Source organism: Micromonospora sp. CCTCC AA 2012012, assembly GCF_040499845.1.
GTDB lineage: Bacteria > Actinomycetota > Actinomycetes > Mycobacteriales > Micromonosporaceae > Micromonospora > Micromonospora mangrovi.
In genome coordinates this window covers 4727860-4747941 of the sequence record NZ_CP159342.1, presented here as the reverse complement: position 1 = coordinate 4747941, position 20082 = coordinate 4727860, and the positions used below count along the sequence as shown (strand labels likewise).

At 71.0% G+C, this 20082-nt stretch carries 22 protein-coding genes; 18 read left to right on the top strand and 4 right to left on the bottom strand.

Features of this window, described 5'->3' with window-relative positions; all coding sequences use genetic code 11:
* Nucleotides 1-51 precede the first annotated feature (51 nt).
* From ABUL08_RS21025 to ABUL08_RS20980, 10 genes are all read left to right on the top strand, one after another.
* A complete protein-coding gene (locus ABUL08_RS21025) occupies nt 52-588 on the top strand; it encodes an RNA polymerase sigma factor (RefSeq protein ID WP_350931656.1) in 537 nt (178 codons plus the stop codon).
* The gene (locus ABUL08_RS21020; RefSeq protein WP_350931655.1) at nt 585-1370 is read left to right on the top strand and encodes a zf-HC2 domain-containing protein; all 786 of its coding nucleotides are present in this window, start codon (nt 585-587) and stop codon (nt 1368-1370) included. Before ABUL08_RS21025 ends, ABUL08_RS21020 begins: the two co-directional genes overlap by 4 nt.
* On the top strand, nt 1367-2122 hold the full coding sequence (locus ABUL08_RS21015; RefSeq protein WP_350931654.1) for an ABC transporter ATP-binding protein: 756 nt from the start codon (nt 1367-1369) through the stop codon (nt 2120-2122). Before ABUL08_RS21020 ends, ABUL08_RS21015 begins: the two co-directional genes overlap by 4 nt.
* Nucleotides 2119-3393, top strand: coding sequence for a hypothetical protein (locus ABUL08_RS21010; protein WP_350931653.1), 1275 nt, complete (start codon nt 2119-2121; stop codon nt 3391-3393). The genes ABUL08_RS21015 and ABUL08_RS21010 overlap by 4 nt, the downstream gene beginning before the upstream one ends.
* Nucleotides 3390-4019, top strand: a complete 630-nt coding sequence (locus tag ABUL08_RS21005) for a hypothetical protein (RefSeq protein WP_350931652.1) — start codon at nt 3390-3392, stop codon at nt 4017-4019. Before ABUL08_RS21010 ends, ABUL08_RS21005 begins: the two co-directional genes overlap by 4 nt.
* 154 nt (nt 4020-4173) lie before the next feature.
* Nucleotides 4174-4698, top strand: coding sequence for a DUF5956 family protein (locus ABUL08_RS21000; protein WP_350931651.1), 525 nt, complete (start codon nt 4174-4176; stop codon nt 4696-4698).
* A gap of 1027 nt (nt 4699-5725) precedes the next feature.
* Nucleotides 5726-6040, top strand: a complete 315-nt coding sequence (locus ABUL08_RS20995) for a PadR family transcriptional regulator (RefSeq protein WP_350931650.1) — start codon at nt 5726-5728, stop codon at nt 6038-6040.
* Nucleotides 6037-6882, top strand: a complete 846-nt coding sequence (locus ABUL08_RS20990) for a hypothetical protein (protein ID WP_350931649.1) — start codon at nt 6037-6039, stop codon at nt 6880-6882. Before ABUL08_RS20995 ends, ABUL08_RS20990 begins: the two co-directional genes overlap by 4 nt.
* A gap of 72 nt (nt 6883-6954) precedes the next feature.
* Nucleotides 6955-7692 (top strand): ABC transporter ATP-binding protein, encoded by a 738-nt coding sequence (locus tag ABUL08_RS20985; RefSeq protein WP_350931648.1) that lies wholly within the window; start codon nt 6955-6957, stop codon nt 7690-7692.
* A complete protein-coding gene (locus ABUL08_RS20980) occupies nt 7679-8476 on the top strand; it encodes an ABC transporter permease subunit (protein WP_350931647.1) in 798 nt (265 codons plus the stop codon). Before ABUL08_RS20985 ends, ABUL08_RS20980 begins: the two co-directional genes overlap by 14 nt.
* A 122-nt stretch (nt 8477-8598) precedes the next feature.
* On the opposite strand, the gene ABUL08_RS20975 is transcribed toward ABUL08_RS20980, so the two are convergent.
* Genes ABUL08_RS20975 through ABUL08_RS20965 form a run of 3 tightly spaced genes read right to left on the bottom strand, consistent with a single transcriptional unit; the run spans nt 8599 to nt 11391 of the window.
* Nucleotides 8599-9129, bottom strand: coding sequence for a NifU family protein (locus ABUL08_RS20975; RefSeq protein WP_350931646.1), 531 nt, complete (start codon nt 9127-9129; stop codon nt 8599-8601).
* 4 nt (nt 9130-9133) lie between these two features.
* Entirely contained in the window at nt 9134-11086 is a 1953-nt protein-coding gene (gene feoB / locus ABUL08_RS20970) for a ferrous iron transporter B (RefSeq protein ID WP_377522413.1), read from the bottom strand.
* Nucleotides 11083-11391 (bottom strand): FeoA family protein, encoded by a 309-nt coding sequence (locus ABUL08_RS20965; RefSeq protein ID WP_350931644.1) that lies wholly within the window; start codon nt 11389-11391, stop codon nt 11083-11085. The genes feoB and ABUL08_RS20965 overlap by 4 nt, the downstream gene beginning before the upstream one ends.
* A 254-nt stretch (nt 11392-11645) precedes the next feature.
* Between ABUL08_RS20965 and ABUL08_RS20960 the strand changes: the two genes are divergently transcribed.
* From ABUL08_RS20960 to ABUL08_RS20940, 5 genes are all read left to right on the top strand, one after another.
* Nucleotides 11646-12323, top strand: a complete 678-nt coding sequence (locus ABUL08_RS20960) for a response regulator transcription factor (RefSeq protein WP_350938753.1) — start codon at nt 11646-11648, stop codon at nt 12321-12323.
* Nucleotides 12324-12325: 2 nt separating this feature from the next.
* Nucleotides 12326-13711 (top strand): sensor histidine kinase, encoded by a 1386-nt coding sequence (locus tag ABUL08_RS20955; RefSeq protein ID WP_350931643.1) that lies wholly within the window; start codon nt 12326-12328, stop codon nt 13709-13711.
* A 95-nt stretch (nt 13712-13806) separates the two neighbouring features.
* On the top strand, nt 13807-14346 hold the full coding sequence (locus tag ABUL08_RS20950) for a phosphatase PAP2 family protein (RefSeq protein ID WP_350931642.1): 540 nt from the start codon (nt 13807-13809) through the stop codon (nt 14344-14346).
* 36 nt (nt 14347-14382) lie between these two features.
* Nucleotides 14383-15069, top strand: coding sequence for a DedA family protein (locus ABUL08_RS20945; RefSeq protein WP_350931641.1), 687 nt, complete (start codon nt 14383-14385; stop codon nt 15067-15069).
* A 33-nt stretch (nt 15070-15102) separates the two neighbouring features.
* Nucleotides 15103-15870, top strand: coding sequence for an ABC transporter permease (locus ABUL08_RS20940; protein WP_350931640.1), 768 nt, complete (start codon nt 15103-15105; stop codon nt 15868-15870).
* On the opposite strand, the gene ABUL08_RS20935 is transcribed toward ABUL08_RS20940, so the two are convergent.
* Nucleotides 15849-17075, bottom strand: a complete 1227-nt coding sequence (locus ABUL08_RS20935; RefSeq protein WP_350931639.1) for a COG4705 family protein — start codon at nt 17073-17075, stop codon at nt 15849-15851. The genes ABUL08_RS20940 and ABUL08_RS20935 overlap by 22 nt on opposite strands.
* A gap of 502 nt (nt 17076-17577) precedes the next feature.
* On the opposite strand from ABUL08_RS20935, the gene ABUL08_RS20930 reads away from it, so the two are divergent.
* The 3 genes from ABUL08_RS20930 (at nt 17578) to ABUL08_RS20920 (ending at nt 19944) form a co-directional block, all read left to right on the top strand.
* Nucleotides 17578-18798, top strand: coding sequence for an IS110 family RNA-guided transposase (locus tag ABUL08_RS20930; protein WP_350931638.1), 1221 nt, complete (start codon nt 17578-17580; stop codon nt 18796-18798).
* 265 nt (nt 18799-19063) lie between these two features.
* Complete coding sequence (locus ABUL08_RS20925; RefSeq protein WP_350931637.1) at nt 19064-19678, top strand: superoxide dismutase; 615 nt, start codon at nt 19064-19066, stop codon at nt 19676-19678.
* A gap of 5 nt (nt 19679-19683) precedes the next feature.
* Nucleotides 19684-19944: a superoxide dismutase gene (locus ABUL08_RS20920; RefSeq protein WP_350931636.1), complete on the top strand. Its 261-nt coding sequence runs from the start codon at nt 19684-19686 to the stop codon at nt 19942-19944.
* Nucleotides 19945-20082 lie beyond the last annotated feature (138 nt).

Sequence of the window (20082 nt, the reverse complement as noted above, 5' to 3'; positions counted from 1 at the left end):
TGTGGCGCGGTGGAGAGAACCGTTTCGCCGAGTGCTGCGTCCTAACCTTGCGTGATGGACGTGGACGACGAGGAGCTGTTGCGCCTCGTCGGGAAGGGTGACCGCGGGGCGTTCGACGTGCTGTATGCGCGTAACGCGCCGTGGTTGGTGCTGCGTCTGCGCCGCCGGTGTCGTGATCCGGAGTTGGTCCGGGAGGTGGTGCAGGAGACGTTCCTGACGGTGTGGCGGGCTGCGGCCGGCTACCGCGGGGACGGTGCGGCGGTGGGTTGGCTGTGGTCGGTGGCCGCTGGTCGGTTGATCGACGCGCGGCGTCGCGCGTTGGCCCGTCCGCAGAGTGTGGGGGCGCCAGGCGACGACGTGTTGGCGTGGTCTCCGTCGGCGGAGGACGAGGTCTTGGCCGGTGCGTACGACGCCGAGTTGGAAAGTGCGCTGCATCGGCTTGCTCCGGAGTTGCGGGCGGTGTTGCAGGCGACGGTGCTGGACGGTCTGACGGTGCGGGAGGCGGCGGTGTTGCTGGGTGTGCCGGAGGGCACGGTGAAGACCCGGGCGATGCGGGCGCGCCGCGAGTTGAGGGAGGCCCTGTCGTGACCGGGTTCCACGTCGACGCCGGGGTGTTGGCGGCGTACGGCGACGGGCGTCTCGCTGACGTTGACGCGTGGTCGGTGGAGGCGCACCTCGACCGCTGTGTGGCCTGCCGGACGAGCATCGCATCGGACGTGTCGACGGCTTTGGTGGTGGAGGCGGTCGCGGTGTCGCTGGGCGGCCGGTTGCCGCGGCAGGGGCGGGTGCGGCGGGCGACCGGGTGGCGGCGGGTCAGGGTGTTGGTGGGTGCGGGGCCTGCGGCGCGGGCGGCGTGGTTGCTGTCGGTGGCGGTCACCGGGGTGCTCACCGCGGGGTTGGCGGTCAGTCCGACGGTGGTCCCGCCGTGGCTGCTTCTGCTCTTTGCGCCGGCGCTGCCGGCTGTCGGTACGGCCCTGTCGTACGGGCCGCGAACTGATCCACTGCACGAGTTGATCGCGGGGACACCGCAGGGCGGCCTGCGGATCGTGCTGTGGCGCACGCTGACGGTCCTCGCGGTCGCGGCGCCAGTAGCGGTCCTGGCCGGCGCGGTGACGGGCATCGGTACGCCGGGGCTGTGGCTGCTTCCCTGTATCGCGTTGACGGTCCTGACGTTGGCGCTCGGCTCGTTGATCGAGCCCGCGTACGCCGCTCTGGTGGTGGCGGGGGCGTGGGCGGTGGTGGTGCTGGCGCCGCCGGTCGGCGATGTGGCGGTCCTGGTGTCGAGCCCTCCGGGCTGGCTGGGCGTCACCGCGGTGGCCGCGGTGGTGGTGTATGTGCGTCGGGAACGGGTGGGAAGGCAACCGGCATGACGACGGTGAGCGTCGACGGCCTGCGGGTCAGTTACGGCAAGCGGATCGTCTTCGACGACCTGGACCTCGAGCTCGGGGTGGGGGTGCACGGGTTGCTCGGCCCGAACGGCGCCGGCAAGACCACCCTGATGCGGGTCCTGGCCACGGTGCTGCGCCCCGATCAGGGTGAGGTCCGGCTGCTGAGCCACCACCTCGGCGACCCATCGGCGTTGCGGCAGGCGCGCCGCCAGTTGGGGTACCTGCCCCAGGCGTTCGGGTTCTACCCGCGCTTCACCGTGCGCGAGTTCGTCGAGTACTTCGCCTGGCTGAAGGAGATGCCGCCGGCGCGGATCCCGCTGGCGGTGGACCGGGCGATCGAGCGGGTCGGTCTGCTGGAGCGCGCCGACGACCGGATGAAGCACCTCTCCGGCGGGATGCTGCGCCGCGCCGGCATCGCTCAGGCCATCGTGAACGACCCTCGGCTGCTGCTGTTGGACGAGCCGACCGCCGGTCTGGACCCGGAGCAGCGGGTGCAGTTTCGGGCGCTGCTGCGGGAACTGGGCCTCGATACGGTCGTTCTGGTCAGCACGCACTTGGTCGAGGACGTCGTCGCGGCGTGCACCCGGGTCAACCTGCTCGACGGCGGGCGGCTGGTCTTCACCGGCTTCCCCGATGAGCTGATCGCCGCCGGTGGGGACGGCGACAGCGGCGACTCCCCGATTGAGCGGGGTTACACGGCGGTGCTGCGGGGCGCGCGGACGGCACCGCGGTGAGGCGCGCGCTGAGGGTGGAGCTACGCCGGGGTACTGCACCACTTGCTGCGGTGGCGATGTTCGGCGCAGGGGTGTGGATGCTGGCCGTGCATCCGGACGACTGGGCCGGCCGGTGGGCGGGCCTCGCCAACTACCTGCGAATGTCGCTGCTGATCCTGTGCGCTCTCATGATCGCCGCTGGCGCGTGGCAGTCCGGGCGGGAACGGCGGCGCGACATCGACGAGCTGATCGCCTCCACCCCCCGCCCGGGCTGGCAACCACTGGCGGTGGCCTGGCTCGCCGTCACCGTGGCAGGAGTCGCCGGGCTGCTGGTCGCGTTCGCCGGAGCGGCGGTGCTGATCGCCCGGGTGGCGACGTACGCCGGTGGAGGCTGGTGGTGGACGCTGACCGTCGGTGTCATCGCCCTGGCCGCCGCTGCCGCGGTCGGAGTCCTCGTGGGCCGGCTCGTTCCGCTGCGGGTGGCGGCCCCGATCGCCGGCCTCGCCACCTACCTGGGCCTGGCCATCGTCACCTACTGGGATGGCACGCCCGGCGCGTGGCTATCGCCCGTCTACGGCGGCTGGGCGGTGTACTCGCGCGTCCCCGGCCGGGTCACCGCGTTGCAGGCAGCCTGGCTGGTGGTTCTGACGGTCCTGCTGCTCGCCGCCGCCGCGCGGCAGCGGCGAGCGTCCCTGCTGGCCGGCGGACTCGCCGTCGCCGTCGCCGTGCCGATCACCACCGGCCCGGGCACCCACCGCCTCCCGGCCGACCCGGCCGCCGTGACGTTGGTGTGCACGAGCAGCGGCCCGCAGGTGTGCCTGTCCCGGATCAACGCGTTCCTGATCGACGACGTCACCACAGTCGTGCAGCCGATCCTGGGACGTCTCGACGGGATACCCGGAGCGCCCCGACGGGCCGCCGACCAGGCCGCCCAACCGACCGGCCAGTCCATCGAACGGGATGACCGCACGGTCTGGCTCAACCTCGACTACCAGTCCACCGCGCTGGGCGGCCTGGCCAGCCGCAAGAACCTGCGGGCGGACTTCCGGCAGGTGACCCGGACCAGATGCGAGGACCCATCCGGGGTACGCAGCATCGACATGCGGGTGTACCGGACCGACACCCTGGCCACCGACTGGATGCTCGACGAGGCAGCCACCCCGGACGACCTGCCCCTCACCAGGCTCCGCGCACTGCCGGAGCCGGCGCAGCGTTCCTGGTTCGCCGCCTACCTCGACGCCGCCCACCGATGCGACACCTCGGCGCTGATTCGCCTCGGCGAGCAGCCGTGACCAGCCGCCTGCTCACGCTTCATCTGCGCGCACGCGGCGTTCCCACGTTCCTCGCCGGTGTCGGCGTCATCACGCTGGTGGCCTGGTCCGCCGGAACATGGCTCGCCAGCCGGCCTTACTTCGACGGGCCCGCCGCCCGCGTCCCCATGGTCGCACTCGCACCGCTGCTGGCCGCACTCCTGCTCGGCCCCACCCTCGCCGGCGCCGACGAGGACCTCGACCGCAGCACACCCCTGCCGTGGCGAGTCTGGCGAGCCGGTCACCTACTCGCCGCCTTCGTCACCGCCACGGCGCTCAGCGTGGCCGGACTGCGGGCACCCGACACGTACGGTGCGCACGCGCTGGCGCGTAATGCTCTCGGTTGTATCGGACTGGTCGCCGGCGGCGCGGTGCTGCTCGGCGCGCGGCTGGCATGGCTGCCCGCCTTCGGCCACGTGTGCGCCGTCTACGCCGCCGCTCCGCGTCAGACCGGCACCGCCGTTGCTGCGTGGACCTGGCCGATCCAGCCCTCAACCTCCACAACGTCCTGGCTCGCCGTTGCCACGATCTTCGTCATCGGCGCCGCCGCATACCTGCACCGAGGGTCCCGTGCCTCGACTGGCCGCCGCTACCGTCCGAGACGCTGACCGTCAACCCGGCCTTGCGTCAGCACGGAGTCTGAGCCGCTAAGACGTGACCACCAGGGTGCTCGCCGCCGTACGAAGGCAGCCTGTCCCCGTTGCGGACCTGGCCTGATCGGATGTCGGCCCTGGCGGCGCGGGACGGCCGTACGCTGCGAAAATGGACACCGGATATGCCTGGGGGGTCGACCAACCGCCTGATCCCGTTGGGGCCAGGGCCGCCGACACGGACGCGGATGGCCTGACACCGGAGCAACTGCCGGAGGTACGCGAACTGACCGCGCAGGGCTGGCAGGTGGCCCCCGACGCTCCCATGCTGGTCTTCCTCCCGGCGGTATGGCCCCCGCGACTGCGCACGTGGGTGCCGGACCGGGCAACCCGCTACGAGACCTGGACTGAGCTGCACCCGAAGACGTACGAGGTGCTGCGGGAGCAGACCGTGCGGGCGAGCTGGGAGTCCCGCAACGAGGTCGAGAACGACAACGATGCCCTGCTGGCCGACGCGGGCATCACCGGCCGGCCTCGGGGCCGGCTGTGGCTGCTGAAGCCGCCGCCCGGGTTCGCCTCGGTCGACGACTTCCTCGCCGAACTCGGCCGGCGTGCTGATGCCGCCGGCATCGAAGGGGCGTGCAGCCGGGAGTACGCACGGCTCACCCGGATCTTGCTCCGAGAGGTGACTGCCTGAGGATCCGTGGGCACGGCGGTACCTGCGATTCTGCCCACCGACCGACACTTCCACCGCGGTCCTGGCCAGACTCATGACAGCGAGCGTGACCAAGGTCACCGCCAGTCCGCTTACCAGTGAGTCCTCGCCGTCGGCACCGGACGCCCGCCAAGTACATCTGCCCACGGCGTCGTAGTCAGCAATTCGTCGAGGAAACCAAGGGCTGCCCGCCAAGCTCACCCGCCTCGTCGCCCGTCCGATCCGGGCCGGGCCGGAATAGGGGTATGCGGTAGGCGTAGCTCCTGTCGATGAGGGGGGCTTCGGTCACTCGCGGGTCAGCCCGGGCGGCAGCGCGTCCTCGTCAGGTCGGACCTGGCGGGCGTTGGCCAGGGGGTGTCGCGTTCGAGGGTGTGGGTCAGTGGTGGCGGGCCACCGATACAGGTCCAGGTGGCGTCCCAGAGCGGAGACCAGCCATGCCCTGTCGGCGGGAAAGGACAGAGCGAGTAGCACGGCGGATGTGACATCGGTGAGCCAGGTGAGGGCTTGCTCGGGGCGGGCCTGGACCAGCACGTACGGGCAGCGCCAGTAGAGGAACATCCCCGGGGGTGGGGAAGACGACGCCGGAGGCGCCGGTGTGGAGGTAGGCCAGCCACCACGGCTGGTCGGGGGCGTGCGCGACCAGGTCCTCAATCAGGGCGTGCTTCTAGGCGGCGGCGGTGACGTCGTCGGCCTGATGCGTGGTGGCGAAGGCGGCGAAGACCGGTGGGATGGCTGTGGCGATTGGGCCCGACTCAGCTCGACGCCTCCACCCAGGCCCACGTTGCCGCCGTCATCAGCGATTGCCGGCGCCGACGCTCGCGGGGTTCTGCTCAACACCCAAGATCCGACCATGATGATCGACCTTGTGACCTGCTGGTCGACCTCAGCGCCTGGTCAGCCAGGGAGCGGGCTTGACCGTGCCCGCCTGTCTGCTGACTGGCTCAGGTCGGGTGGCGTTATGTCGTCTGGCGTAGTACGTTGGACGTTATAACGAGGAGCGGAGTAGTGGGTGGCTGAGGATCTTGGTCGGTGGGCGGAGCCGGGGCTGCTGGTGCTGGCGAGCCTCGCTGATGGCGTGAAGCACGGCTATGCCATCACGGCTGACATCGCTGAGCAGGTCGGCGTGACGCTGGGCCCAGGCACGCTGTACGCGGCGCTCGCGCGTCTGGAGGAGCGAGGCCTGATTGAGGGGCTGCCGGCCGAAGGGCGTCGTCGGCCGTACCGGTTGACCGCTGCCGGCGTGGCCGAGTTGTCCGCGCAGGCGACGCGGATGCAGCGACTGGCTGCGTTGAGCCTTGGCCGTCTGCGGCTGGGGCTGGCGTGAACGCCGACCCGCGGCTGGTGCGGGCGTTGGTGGCCTGCTATCCGGCACGCTGGCGCCGCCGTTACGGCGAGGAGTACGCACAGCTGCTGTGCGATCTGCGCGTGCACCGTCGTCCGCTGCTCGTCCTCGACTCGTTGCGCGGCGCGGTCCGCGCGTATGGAGGTGCGCTGATGGACACTCAATCACCGATAACCGTGCTGGTGTGGGCGGCCGGTCTGTTCACCCTGGCCGGCATCGGGTTCGCCAAGCTCGCCGAGGACGTCACCGACCGAGCCGGTGGCGGGTACGCACTGCTCGTGGCTGCAGCGGCGGCGACCCTGCTCTCGTCGACGGCTGCGGCGACCCCGAGCGTGATCACACTGCTGCGCCGTCGCGATACGAGTGCCGGCAAGTACGCAGCCGTTCCGGTGATCGGTGCGGTCGTCTGGTACGGCATGGCCCGCTTGGCAATGGCCCTCTCCTCGGGCCACGAGGTGCATTCGGTGGCGAACGTGACCGCGTTCGCGCTGATCGCCTCGACCGGGATCGCGGTGGTGTTCTCGACCGCCTGGGCCGTAGCCGCGGCCCTGCGTCGCGCGCCGGTTGCAGCTTCGATCGGGCGCTTCGCGCGGCTGCGGCCGGTGGCGATGATGAGTGCGGCGGCGGGGATGGGCATCACTACTGTCGCAGCCCTGATCTGGGGGGTGCAGGTACGCGCAAGTGAACCCGCCGGGTGGAACCGCCACCACGGACTCGTGGCCACACCGTTCGCGCCCAGTTGGGTCGTCGCCGTAGTGGCGTTCGCCGCCGCGACCGCGTTGGCCGTGCTCGCCAGCCGGCGGGAACTGGCCGCCAGGCGTTGACCCCGCGCCGCCCACTGCTTGAACTCCACTGATCTGACCTTCCGGTGACCCACCGAGAAAGGGCGATGCCACATGTCCGCGCATCCTGCTACGATCCGGGTCGAGGCCGTCTCGAAACGCTACGGCCGCCAGCACGCAGTCGATCAGCTCACCTTTGCCGTGGAGCCGGGCCAGACCTGCGCGCTGCTCGGGCCCAACGGTGCCGGCAAGACCACCACCATGCGGATGCTGGTTGGGCTTACCGCGCCGGACGGCGGTACCGTGCGCATCGCCGACACGCCGGTGCACCTCGGCGCCCCAGTCCTGCACCGAGTGGGAGTCCTGATTGACGGGCCCGCATTCGTTCCGCACCTGACCGGCATGGCCAACCTGCGCCTGCTGTGGGCGGCCGCACGGCGCGACTGGCCCCCACCGGGCCTGGCCGACGCGCTCGACCTCGCCGGTCTCGGCCCCGCGGTCGACCGTAAGGTCAAGGGCTACTCGATGGGTATGCGCCAGCGGCTCATGCTCGCCCACGCCGTGATGCGCCGACCCGACGTGCTGATCCTCGACGAGCCCGCCAACGGCCTCGATCCGGCGGAGGTCCGGGCGCTGCGGCACCATCTGGCCGCGCGCGCCGAGTCGGGCGTCACGATCCTCATCTCCAGCCACCAGCTGGCCGAGGTGCAGCTGTTGGCCAGCCACCTCGTGGTGATGAACCACGGCCGACTGGTCTCGTCCGGCTCGCTGGAGAACCTGCTCGGCGCCCACGCATCGCTGGAGGACGCTTATCTCAACATGACCGAAGGACCCGACCGTGCTGCGTTTTGAGCTCACCACCCAACTGATGCGACTGCGCACTCTCATCGCGTTGGCTTGCCTGGCCGGCGCACCCGTCGCCGCCGGCCTGGCGCTGGCACCCTCGGCTGGGCACCGTAACGGTGCCGAGAGCGGCCTCTTCGGGGCCTCCCCGTACTCCGCCCTCAACCACACCATGGCCAGCCTCCAATTCATCGGCCCGCTGCTGCTGCCGATCGTCGTCGCGCTCCTGGCCACCACGATCGCCTCGGCCGACCGTGACTGGGGCGTCCGGCGCTACCTCTACGTCGCCCCGGTCACCCGCGCCCGGCTGCTGGCGGCCAAGCTCGCGGCCACTGCCGTCGCGACGTTCGCCGCCGTCCTGTGCGTGGTAGCCACGGGCCTCGTCGCCGGGCTGGTCATCTTCGGCTGGCACCCGTTCCACATCCTCGGCGCCGCCGACCTCACCACCGCCACCGCGATCGGGCGTACGCTGCTCGCCGTCGGCTACCTGGCGCTGTGCATGCTCGCCATGGCCGCCCTCGCCTTCACCCTCGGGCTGCTGCTGCCCCGCGGTGCGGAAGCCCTCGCCGGCGCGGTCGCCCTCGTCGTGGTCGCCAGCATCCTGAACGGTCAGCGTGTGCTGCACCCGCTCGCCGTGGTTCTGCCGACCCACTACTGGCAGAACTGGGTCGGCCTGTTCGACCCGGCCGGCGCCACCGGCATGTTCGTCGGAACAGTCAACCAGCTCGCCACCATCGCCGTGTCCGTCGCATGCTGCGGAGTCATCCTGTGGCGTCGTGACCCGGCAGCGTGACCGGGATCAGGTCACACCAAGGGCCCACGCGCCAGGCGCTGAGCGGGTTGGTCGCGATCGATGCATGGTGACCTGAGCCGATCGTGTTCGTCCGTCGCCCAGCACCGGAAACGCGGCTCGTGTCAGCGGCGGGCAGCGGTGACGGCGTGCACATTCGGGTGGTGCCTGCGAAGCTGTTCCTCCAACCCCTGGCGGAGGGTGGTGCGGGCGGCGGGGCAGCCGTGGCAGGCGCCGGCGAGCGTGACGGTGACGGTGCCGTCGCGGACGTCGACGAGCTCGATGTGCCCGCCGTGGGAGCGGGCGAGGTCGCCGACGGGCCCGTTGAGCAGCTGCTGGGCGGCGTCCCGCAGTGGCCCGTCGTCCGGCTCGCCGGAGGAGTTCGCCGGGGCCCAGCCGGCCGGGTCGGCGAGAGCGGCGTGCAGAGCCGTACGGACGCGGGCGCCGTCGCGGGACCACTGCCGGCCCGGGTGCAGCGTGGTGACGATCGCGGCGGGTTCGACGCGGACCTGGGCGAGGGTGCCGTCGTCGCGCAGGGCGGCGAGCGAAGCGGGCAGGTTGGCGGCGACGCCGGTGAAGGGCAGCACCCCGGCCGGAGTCATCCAGCGCAGTTGCTCGGCATAACCCGGGACCGGTTGGGGATGGATGGGAATCATGGCGTCATCCCGTCAGCAGCGCCGTGATGGTCCTGGCGGCGTAGGCCATGATCCAGGCCAGCGCGGTCAGGTAGCCGAACGCGATCAGGGGCCACTTCCAGCCGCCGGTTTCCCGGCGGATGATGCCGACGGTGGCCATGCACTGCAACGCGAAGGCGAAGTAGACCAGCAGCGCCGCGATGGTCGGCGCGGTGAACAGCGGCTGCCCGGCGTGCGGCCCGTCGGTGTAGGTCATCGCCTGGAGCGCCTTCGACGGTTCGTCGGGGTTCTCCGCGGCGACGACCTGGCCGAGGGTGGCGACGAACGTCTCCCGCGCCGACTGTGCCGACAGCACGCCGATGTTGATCCGCCAGTCGAAGCCGAGCGGGTCGAAGACCGGCGCGACGAGATGGCCCAGGCCGGCGGCGTAGCTGTGGTCGGCGACGTAGGCGGAAACCGCAGTGTCGTTGCCCGGGTCGACGCCGTGGGCGCGCAGGTCGGCGGTCGAGTGCAGGGGCAGGTTCAGCAGCAGCCACAGGCTGACGGTGGTGACCGCGATGATGGTGGTGCACTTGCGCAGGAACGACTTCGCCGAGTCACCGACCGCGATCAGCACCGAGCGGGCCGAGGGGATCCGGTACGGGGGCATCTCCATGTAGAACGGCAGCAGCGGGCCGGTGCGGTCGCCGAGTTTCTTGAACACCCAGGCGGCGGTCATGGCCGAGACCGCGCCGAGCAGGTACATGCCGAACATGACCAGGCCCTGCGCGCCGAACGGCCCCCACCGGGCGGCCGGGTCGACGAGCAGGCCGATCAGCAGCACGTACACCGGCAGCCGCGCGGAGCAGGTCATCAGCGGCGCCGCCATCATGGTGGCCAGGCGGTCCTTGGCCGACGGCAGGGTGCGGGTGGCCATGATGCCCGGGATTGCGCAGGCGAAGGACGACAGCAGGGCCACGAACGCGCGGCCTTCCAGGCCGGCGCGGGCCATCACCCGGTCCATCAGGAAGGCGGCGCGGGACATGTAGCCGACGCCTTCGAGCAGGGAGATCAGCAGGAACAGCAGCATGATCTGCGGTACGAAGACGAGCACCGCGCCGATGCCGCCGATGACCGCGTCGCCGAGCAGACCGGCCAGCCACGGGTTGCCGACGTGGGTGGCCACCAGCCCGGACAGCCACCCGAAGAACGACTCCACGTAGCCCTGCAGGGGTGCGGCCAGGGTGAACACGGTCTGGAAGAACAGCACCATCACGGCGAGGAACACGATGGTGCCCCACAGCGGGTGCAGCAACACCGCGTCGACGCGCTGGGTGATGCGGTGCCGGCCCGGGGCCCGGTAGCCGGCGTAGCTCAGCACCGACTCCGCCCACGCGTCCGCTTCGGCCGGGTCGTCCGGCGGCGGAATGGCCGGTGCCGACCACGTCGGCCACCGCTCGATCTGGTCGCGGAGCTGGCCGATGCCCTGCCCACGGTTGCCGAGCACCCGCACCACCGGCACGCCCAGCGCCTGCTGCAACGCCGGCAGGTCCAGCCGGCCCTGCCGTACGGTCATCTCGTCGGTGAAGGTCACCACCAGGCAGGTGGGCAGGCCGCGGCGCAGCACCTGGGCGACGAACCGCAGCGAGCGGCGCAGCGTGGTGGCGTCCACCACGACGAGCAGCGCGTCCGGTGGTGCCTCACCGTCGAGACGGCCGTCGAGCACGTCGACCATGATCTGCTCGTCGGGGCTGATCGGGTCGAGGCTGTAGGTGCCCGGCAGGTCCTCGATCAGGTACCGCCGTTCACCCGCTTGCATGGTGCCGACGAATCGGGACACCGTCACACCGGGGTAGTTGCCCGTCTTGGCGTGCAGACCGGTCAGAGCGTTGAAGATGCTCGTCTTACCGGCGTTCGGGCTGCCCGCCAGGGCCAAGCGCGGCAATGCCGTGTCAACGGCGCCACGTCCGGCCTCAGCGTGGCATCCCGAGTCCCTCACCGCGCGTCCCGGATCAGCACGTGCGCGGCCTGCGCGCGGCGCAGGCACAGGTCGTAGTCCTTGACCCGGTACACCACCGGATCCCGCAGGGGCGCGCGTCGCACGACCTGCACCGGCGTCCCGGCGGTGAACCCGAGGTCCGCCAGCCGGCGGGCCGTCGCAGGCGGTGCACCGTCGGCCAGCCCCACGATCGTGGCCCGACCGCCTGGGGGCAGATCGGACAGCCGACCCGCTGACCCGGCGGACGCCTCGACGGCCCGCACCGAGGGCCCGGTGTTGGCGGCAGCAGGACGTCTCAGCAGCACCAGCTCACCATAAGGTAAGGCTCGCCTCACCTGCCAGGGCGTGTGACGAACTCCGGCCGTGTGGTCAGCCATCCGACCACGACCACGTACCGTGCGGTTGTGCTGGCTGCGGCAGTGGGTCGGCCTCGTGGCGGTCGAACCCCGTCGCGGTGGCCGTGACGCGGCACTCCTGTCCCACGCGCCGCGCGATGATCGAGGTATCCCGTGGTGATGCCAGGGTGCGGGTGTCGATGTTCCGGAAGGGGGTGGGCGGGGTGCGGGTGCTGGTCGTCGAGGACGAGACCGCCCTGGCGCAGGTGCTGCGCGCCGGCCTGACGGACGAGGGTTTCGCCGTGGATGTGCAGCACACCGGGACCGACGGGCTGTGGGCGGCTACCGAGAATCCGTACGACGTGATCGTGCTGGACATCATGCTGCCCGGCCTCAACGGTTACGAGGTGTGCCGGCGGCTGCGGTCGCGGGGTGTGTGGACGCCGGTGTTGATGCTGACCGCGAAGGACGGCGAGTACGACCAGGCGGATGCCTTCGACCTCGGGGCCGACGACTACCTGGTCAAGCCGTTCTCGTTCGTGGTGCTGGTGGCCCGGCTGCGGGCTCTGGTGCGCCGGGGCGCGCCCGCCCGGCCAGTCGTGCTGACCGCCGGGGATCTGACCGTGGACCCGGCCCGGCGGCAGGTCAGTCGGGCGGGCCAGGCCGTTCGGGTCACCGCGCGGGAGTTCGCGCTGCTGGAGTTCCTGATGCGGCACCGTGGTGACGTGGTGTCCAAACGGCAGATCATCGACAACGTCTGGGACGCCCACTTCGACGGCGACCCGAACATCGTCGAGGTGTACGTCAGCTACCTGCGTCGCAAGATCGACCAGCCGTTCGGTCGCCGGGCCATCCAGACCGAGCGGGGCATGGGCTACCGCCTGGCAGCCGACGGCGGCTGAGCATGGCCATCGGGTGGATCCGCCGGCACCTGGGGGTACGGCTGCGCTCGGCGCTGGCCGCCGCCGCTGTCGTGGCGGCGGCCTTCACCGTCGGCGCGGCGGCGTTCGTCTATCTCGCCCGCGCGGATCTCGCCGGCAACGTGGATGCCGCCGCGCGGCAGCGGGCGGCCGAGGTGGTCGCGGCGGTGGCCGCCGGCAATCAGGACGCACTCGCCGAGACGCTGAAGCCCAGTCCGGGGGAGCAGACGTTGGTGCAGGTCCTCGGCCCGTCGGGGCGGGTCGAGGCGGCCTCGGCGGCGCTCGGCGACGCCGCGCCGCTGTCCCCGCTGCGGCCCCGGCCCGGTCAACTTCTCCGCGAGCAGCGGCTGCTGCCGTTCGCCGACGAGGACCCCTTCCGGATCGCAGCCGTTGGGGTGGCCACCGGATCCGGGACCCGGACGGTGCTGGTCGCGCAGTCGCTGCGGCCGGTCAACGAGAGCACCGAGGCGGTCGCGGCGATCCTGGCCGCCGGGCTGGCGCCCATGCTGCTGGTGGTCGGCGCGGCGGTGTTCTGGTTCGTCGGACGTTCCCTGCGCCCGGTCGAGGCGATCCGCCGCCGGGTCGCCGGCATCACCGCCCGGGACCTGCACGCCCGGGTGCCCGTGCCGGCCGCCCGAGATGAGGTCGCGGCGCTCGCCGACACCATGAACCTGATGCTCGAGCGCCTGGAAGCCGCCGCGGCGAGCCAGCGCCGCTTCGTCGCCGACGCCAGCCACGAACTGCGCAGCCCCCTGGCCACCCTGCGCGCCGGCCTCGACCGCCTGGCGCTGGCACCCGTACCGCAGGGGCACGGCGAGCTGGTCGAGCTGCTGCGCCGCGAGACCAGCCGGCTCGCCGATCTCGTCGCGGACCTGCTGCTGCTCGCGCGCATCGACGAGCGCGGCGCCACCGGGCGCCGCGACGACGTCGACCTCGACGATCTCGCCTACACCGAGCGGGACCGGCTCGCCGGGCAGCACCCGGACCTCACCGTCCGGGCCGACCTGACCCCGGTACGGGTGACGGGAGACGCCCACGACCTGGGCCGGGCGCTGCGGAATCTGGCCGACAACGCCGCCCGCCACGCCCGTACCCGGGTGACCCTGCGCGTGTCGGTGTGCGAGGGCTGGGGGTGCGTCGAGGTCACCGACGACGGACCCGGCGTCCCCGACGCCGACCGGGAGCGCATCTTCGACCGGTTCGTCCGTCTGGATGACAGCCGGACCCGGCCGGAGGGCGGCACCGGCCTGGGCCTCGCCATCACCCGTCAGGTCGTCGCGGCGCACGGCGGAGATGTGCAGGTGCTGCCCGGACCGGGCATGACCGTCCGGATCCGGCTGCCCCGGCACGTCGATTCCGAAGATCACTGAACCCCGCCCTCGGCGAATTCAGGCTCCTCTCAGGTGGCCGGCGGCACCCTGGACGAGAGGCGCCTGTCCGGGCCGGAGCCACCAACGGGGGAACCATGAACTATCACCTCTTCCAACTCGTCAACGCCGCAGCCGGCCGCAGCGACCCCGTCGACGACGTCTTCGAATGGTCGGCGAGGTGGCTGATCTACGTCCTCGCCGCCACCGCCGCCGTACCCGTGCTGACTCACCTGCGGCACGGGCGCACCGCCCTGGTGCGCGTTGTCGTCTCCCTCGGGCTGGCCTTCGCCGTCGGGCAGGCCGTCGCCGCGCTCAGCACCGAGGTACGGCCCTTTCAGACCCACCCCGTGCACCAGTTGATCCCGCACGCCGCCGGAGCGTCGCTGCCCAGCGACCACGCCACCGCGGCGTTCGCGGTGGCGTTCGCCGTCGGGGCGTTTCTGTCCCGCCGATGGGGGGTAGCGCTGAGTCTGATCGCCACCATCGTCGGCTTCGCCCGAGTCTGGACCGGCGTGCACTACCCCGGTGACATCCTCGTCGGCGCGCTCATCGCCGCCGCAGCTGTCACCACCATCGGCGTCGTCGGCCGCGCCTACGACCGCCGTGCTAGCCGCCGCCTCGACACCACCGCCTGAGCACCGCCCCCGCCCCTCGTTCCGGAGGTCCCCGCCATGTCCACGCCTCAAGCGCTGCTCGCCGTGGGCCCCAGCTTCATCGACCCGGAATGGCTGATCTCCACCTTCGGGCTGATCGGGATCCTCGCGATCATCTTCGCCGAATCCGGCGTGCTGATCGGGTTGTTCCTGCCCGGCGACTCGCTGCTGTTCACCGCCGGGCTGCTTGTCGCCGACGGCCGCTACCTGCACCAGCCGCTCTGGCTGCTCTGCCTGCTCGTCGCCGTCGCCGCCATCGCCGGCGACCAGGTCGGCTACCTGTTCGGCAAGCGCGTCGGCCCGAGCCTATTCCGTCGCCCCAACTCCCGGCTGTTCAAGCAGGAGAACGTGCACCGGGCCAACGCCTTCTTCGCCCGCTACGGCGCCCGCTCGATCGTGCTGGCCCGTTTCGTGCCGATCGTGCGGACCTTCACCCCGGTCATCGCCGGCGTCAGCCGCATGCACTACCGCACCTTCGTCACCTACAACATCCTCGGCGGCGTCCTGTGGGGAACCGGCGTCACCGTGCTCGGCTACTTCCTCGGGCAGATCAGCTTCGTCAAGTCGAACATCGAGTTCATCCTGATCGCCATCGTGCTCGTCTCCGTCGTGCCGATCGGCATCCAGCTCCTGCGCTCCCGCCACCGCTCGGCAACCCCGGCCACCGAGGAGACGGTGGCCGGAAACGCCTCCCGCGCTGACTGAACGACCCGTCGGCGCTGAAACGACACTGACCGGATGACCTCGACGATGCTGGTGCTCGGGCCGAAACTCGCCGTCGCGCTGGCGCTGCTGACCGCCGCCGCGGCCGCCATCGCCACCGTCGGACGGCTCGGGCACGGCCGGCAGATCGCCGTGGCCGCGGTCCGCGCCGCGCTGCAACTGGCCGCCGTGTCACTGGTGATCACCGCGATCGTCGGCTCGCTGTGGGCCACCGGGGCGTTCGTCCTGCTCATGTGCGTGGTCGCCGCCGGCACCTCCGGCCGGCGGATCACCGGTGGGCCGTACGGCTGGTGGGCGGGAGTCCCGATCGCCACCGCCAGCCTGACCGTCGTCGCCGCGCTGCTCCTTGCGGGCCTGGTGCCGCTGCGCGGCATCGCGGTCATCCCGATCGCCGGCATCCTGACCGGCGGTGCGATGACCGCCACCAGCCTCGCCGGGCGGCGCTTCAACGACGATCTGCGCGCCCGGCGCGGCGAGGTCGAAGCCGCCCTCGCGCTGGGCATGCTGCCCCGCGACGCTCGGCTGCTCGTCTGCCGCCCCGCCGCGAGCCAGGCACTTGTGCCCGCTCTCGACCAGACCCGCACCGTCGGCCTGGTCACCCTCCCCGGTGCCTTCGTCGGCGTCCTCCTCGGCGGCGCCAGCCCGCTCACCGCGGGAATCACCCAACTGTTCGTCCTGGTCGGCCTCCTCGCCGTCGAAGCCGCCGCCACAGTCCTCACCATCGAGGTGATGGCCCGGGGGCGGCTCCGTCCGCGAGGCGGTCAGCTGACGCCGTCGAACTGACTCAGGGTCGCCAGCAGGGTGTCCAACGCGGAGGCGCAGTCACCCCGCACCGGGCTCGGCGCCCGCAGGGCCGTCAGGACCGCATCGATCTGGTCGTCGAGCTGGTGCCACCTCGCCGAATCGCGCGGCTTCAGCCCCGCCTCGGCATCGTCCCAGGCCACCTCGAGATCCTTCGCCCGGCTCTTCCCGCCGGCCAGGTCGTTGTGCGCGACCTTCTCCTTCACGTCGGTGACGATCACCGCGAACTTGCCCAGGTTGCCCAGCTTCGTGGTCGGATGAGCCTGCCGCGGGAGGGCCGCGGGGGCGCCGGGCTCGGCTCCGGCCTGTGCGGTCGTCACGGGCGCAGGCTCGGCGGTCGGCGTCGTGTCCGCAGCCGGGCGCAGCACCCACCCGGCCATCGCGACAGCTACGACGGCCGCGCCGGCCCACAGGTAGTCCTGCCGGTAGCCGCCGAGCGGCCCCGCGCCCTTGACCGCCACCCCGTGACGACTGACCAGAACCTGTTCGCGGATGACGAGGACCAGAATCGTGCCGAAGAACAGCAGGCTGGTCACGCTCGCGCCCAGTCCCAGACCGCCGAAGTCCTTGTCCTGGGTCAGCAGGTCACCGAGCGAGGCGCCGAGCGGACGGGTGAGCACGTAGGCGATCCAGAACGTCAGCACCTGCCCGGCGCCCAGACGGTAGGCCACCCAGGTCGCGGCGATAAGGCCCCCGAAGATCAGCACCCCGTTGCGGAAACCCAGGCTGAGTGCCTCGGTGGCGAGGTCACCAGCGGCGGTGCCGAGCGCGAACGTGGTGAGGATCGCGCCCCAGTAGAACGCCTCGCGGCGCGGGGTGTCGATGGAGGTGATCGCGAGCGTGCGTTCCTGCCGATACCAGACGGCGAACACGACCGCGAGGACCACCGCGAACACAGCGGTGCTGACATACAGGCTCACGCCCAGCGTGTCGGTGAACAGGTCGGTCAACTGCGTACCGACGATGCTCACCAACACCACGCACAACCAGTAGATCCACGGCGTGTACGCGCGGGTCCGGAACTGGATGACAAGCGCGACCACCAGCGCCGCGATCATGACCGCGTCGGTGACGGCAGGACCCAGGCCGACGTTCACGGCCAGATAATCGGCGAACGTCTCCCCGATCGTCGTCGACAACACCTTGATGACCCAGAACGTCGCAGTGATCGCCGGGACTTTCGTCAACCACCCGCGCGTACCTACCAGCCGGTCAGTGGCAACAGACACAACTCTTCCCATCGTCGAGGACACTGACGCGAGCATGAAACGCCGACCCTGAGATCTCGCTGAAGAGCTCTCCCGCTCCTCGACATCAGCAACCCACTCCGCATGCGGCCCTCGCCGCTTGATCATCAACACCAAGGCGCACAAGATCGTGGACTGCCTCGGCGTCCCCGGCCCGACGCCCCGGACGTCCGCGGCGGTGGCTCCGGTTGTCCCGTCGGGACCCGCAACCAGACATCGAGCCGTGTCGTTTGCGGGATGGACCCGGAGGGTCGGGTGACTGTCTGGGTGTGTGCTGCCGATGTCATGGCCAGCTTGGAGTAGGACGCCCCGGCCCTCGCTGATGACCGCTGTATCAGCACTGGATGGAGACTTGCGACCGATCGCCCTTTCTGAAGTTGTGACTACTGAACCGCGGCGGGTCCACGCCCCTTGATCGAACAACCGAAGAGGGTGATGCCCGGTGGGCAGCCTGTGGGCCGGCGTTGACGTCGGCAAGACCCACCACCACGTGTGCGTCGTCGACGACGACGGCACCGTCGTTCTGTCCGAGAAGATCCCCAACGACCAGCAGGCCATCTCCGGCATCGCCGGGCGGCTCGGTAAGCGTCGTAAGGCGATCCGCTGGGCCGTCGACCTGCGCGGCGGCCCCGCCTCGCTGCTGCTGGCGGTGCTGTTCGATCGGGGTGCGGACGTGCGCTACGTCAGCGGCACGGTCACCTCGCGGATGGCCGAGGCCTTCCACGGCGAACGCAAGACCGACGCTCACGACGCGTACGTCATCGCCCAGACCCTGCGCATGCGCGCCGATTTGCCGACCCTCACCCTCGCGGACGGGGTGCAGCAGCAGTTGAAGCTGCTCGTCTCCCGCCGCTTGGACCTGGTCGCCGACCGGGTCCGTATCGCCGCCCGCATCCAGGACCTCCTGGCCATGATCAGCCCCGCCCTGGAGAAGACACTCAACCTGCGCAGCAAGGGTGCGCTTCGGCTCCTCGCGCAGTGGCAGACTCCCGCCGGGCTGCGCCGCGCCGGTGAAGCCCGCATCCTGGCCTACCTGCGCCAGCACGGCGTCCGGGCCGCCAAGGCGCTCACCGCCAAGGCCCTCACCGCCAAGGCCCTCACCGCCGCGCGGACGCAGACCGTCGCCGTCGCGGGGGAGACCACCGCGGCCGCGATCGTGGCGCAGATGGCCGCCGATCTGGAAGCGGTCAACGACCGGATCACCGCCATCGAGGAAACCCTCGCCGCGATGGTCGCCGAGCACGAGCTGGGAGAGATCGTCACCAGCCTGCCCGGCATCGGCACCACCCTCGCCGCTGAATTCCTCGCCCACGCCGGCACGCTCAGCACCTACTCGAGCCCCGCAGCGCTCGCCGCTCACGCGGGGCTCGCGCCGATCTCCCGCGACTCCGGCCGCCGACAGGGCCACCAGGTTCGACCCCACCGCTACCACCGCGGCCTACGCCGGGTGTTCAGCATGTCCAGTTTCAGCGCTCTGACCCATTGTCCACGGTCACGCGCCTACTACGACAAGAAGAGAGCCGAGGGAAAGACCCACCGCCAAGCCACTGCCGCCCTGTCCAGACAACGCCTCAACGTCCTCTGGGCCTGCATCCGCGACAAGGCCCCCTACCAGCCCAAACAACCAAGATCAGCAGAGGCGGCGCTGTGCGAACTCGCGTAGAGACTCCGCCTGCGGAAGCCCAGCGAAGTGCGTAAGTGCTGTTCAGTGCCGCTTTCCCATCGACCGCCGTAGCGGTCTCTTGCGACCCGCTGTGCCCGGCCCGGCGTCGGGCCACGCCTCACTCTGGACCGTGCTTATTGCCAAAGTTTGGCAACTACGCAATGCTGGCAGCAGTGGGCGGGTGCTCCGGCAACGCGATGATCTGAACCACCGCCGGGGTTCCCGCCCAGCTCATGGTGCCGACGATGGTGTGAGGAGCTTGCTGGTGGCCGTCTACTCTCTGCCCGACATGCCCTACGACTACGGCGCGCTGGAGCCGGCGATGTCCGGCGAGATCCTGGAGCTGCACCACAGCAAGCACCACGCGGCGTACGTCAAGGGCAGCAACGACACCCTGGAGCAGCTCGCCGAGGCTCGCGACAAGGGTGACTTCGCGGCGCTGGTCGGGTTGGAGAAGACCCTCGCGTTCAACCTGTCCGGGCACGTGCTGCACTCGATCTTCTGGAACAACCTGTCCCCGGACGGCGGCGACCGTCCCGACGGGGAACTGGCCGCGGCGATCGAGGAGCACTTCGGTTCCTTCGACGGCTTCGCCGGGCAGCTCTCGGCGGCGACGAAGGGCGTGCAGGGCTCCGGCTGGGGTGTCCTGGCGTGGGAGCCGCTGGGGCAACGGTTGATCGTGGAGCAGGTCTACGACCACCACGGCAACGTCGGGCAGGGCTCCACGCCGCTGCTGGTGTTCGACGCGTGGGAGCACGCCTACTACCTGCAGTACCGCAACGTGCGCCCGGACTACGTCGACCGGCTGTGGCACCTCGTCGACTGGTCGGACGTGACCGCCCGCTTCGACGCCGCCCGCGCCGGCGCGCCGAAGCTCTGACCGGCGTGACCGGCCCGGTCCCGGTCGCCGCCGACCTCGTGCAACGCGCCGCCGGGGTCATCGCCGCCCGCCACCGCGGTGACCTCGCCGGCGCGGAGGCGCTGCTGGCCTCGTTCGACACCGAGCAGGCCCGCACACTCGGCTTCTACCTGCTCGCCGACCTCGCCCTCGGCCTGGTCCGCGCGCAGACCGGCCAGTCCCTGGACGACCTGGTCCGGGAACTCACCCTGTTGGTGGCCGCCACACCGCCGCCCCCGCCCGGCTGAGCGACGAACGTCCGGCACCACTGACCTGCCCTCACCAGCGGGAGTTCAGTCGCCAGGATCACGCTGTTGCCACAACCTTGCAACAAGAGATTGTGGCGGGCTAGCGTCCCCCGTATCGAGCATTCTCGCGGAAGAAGA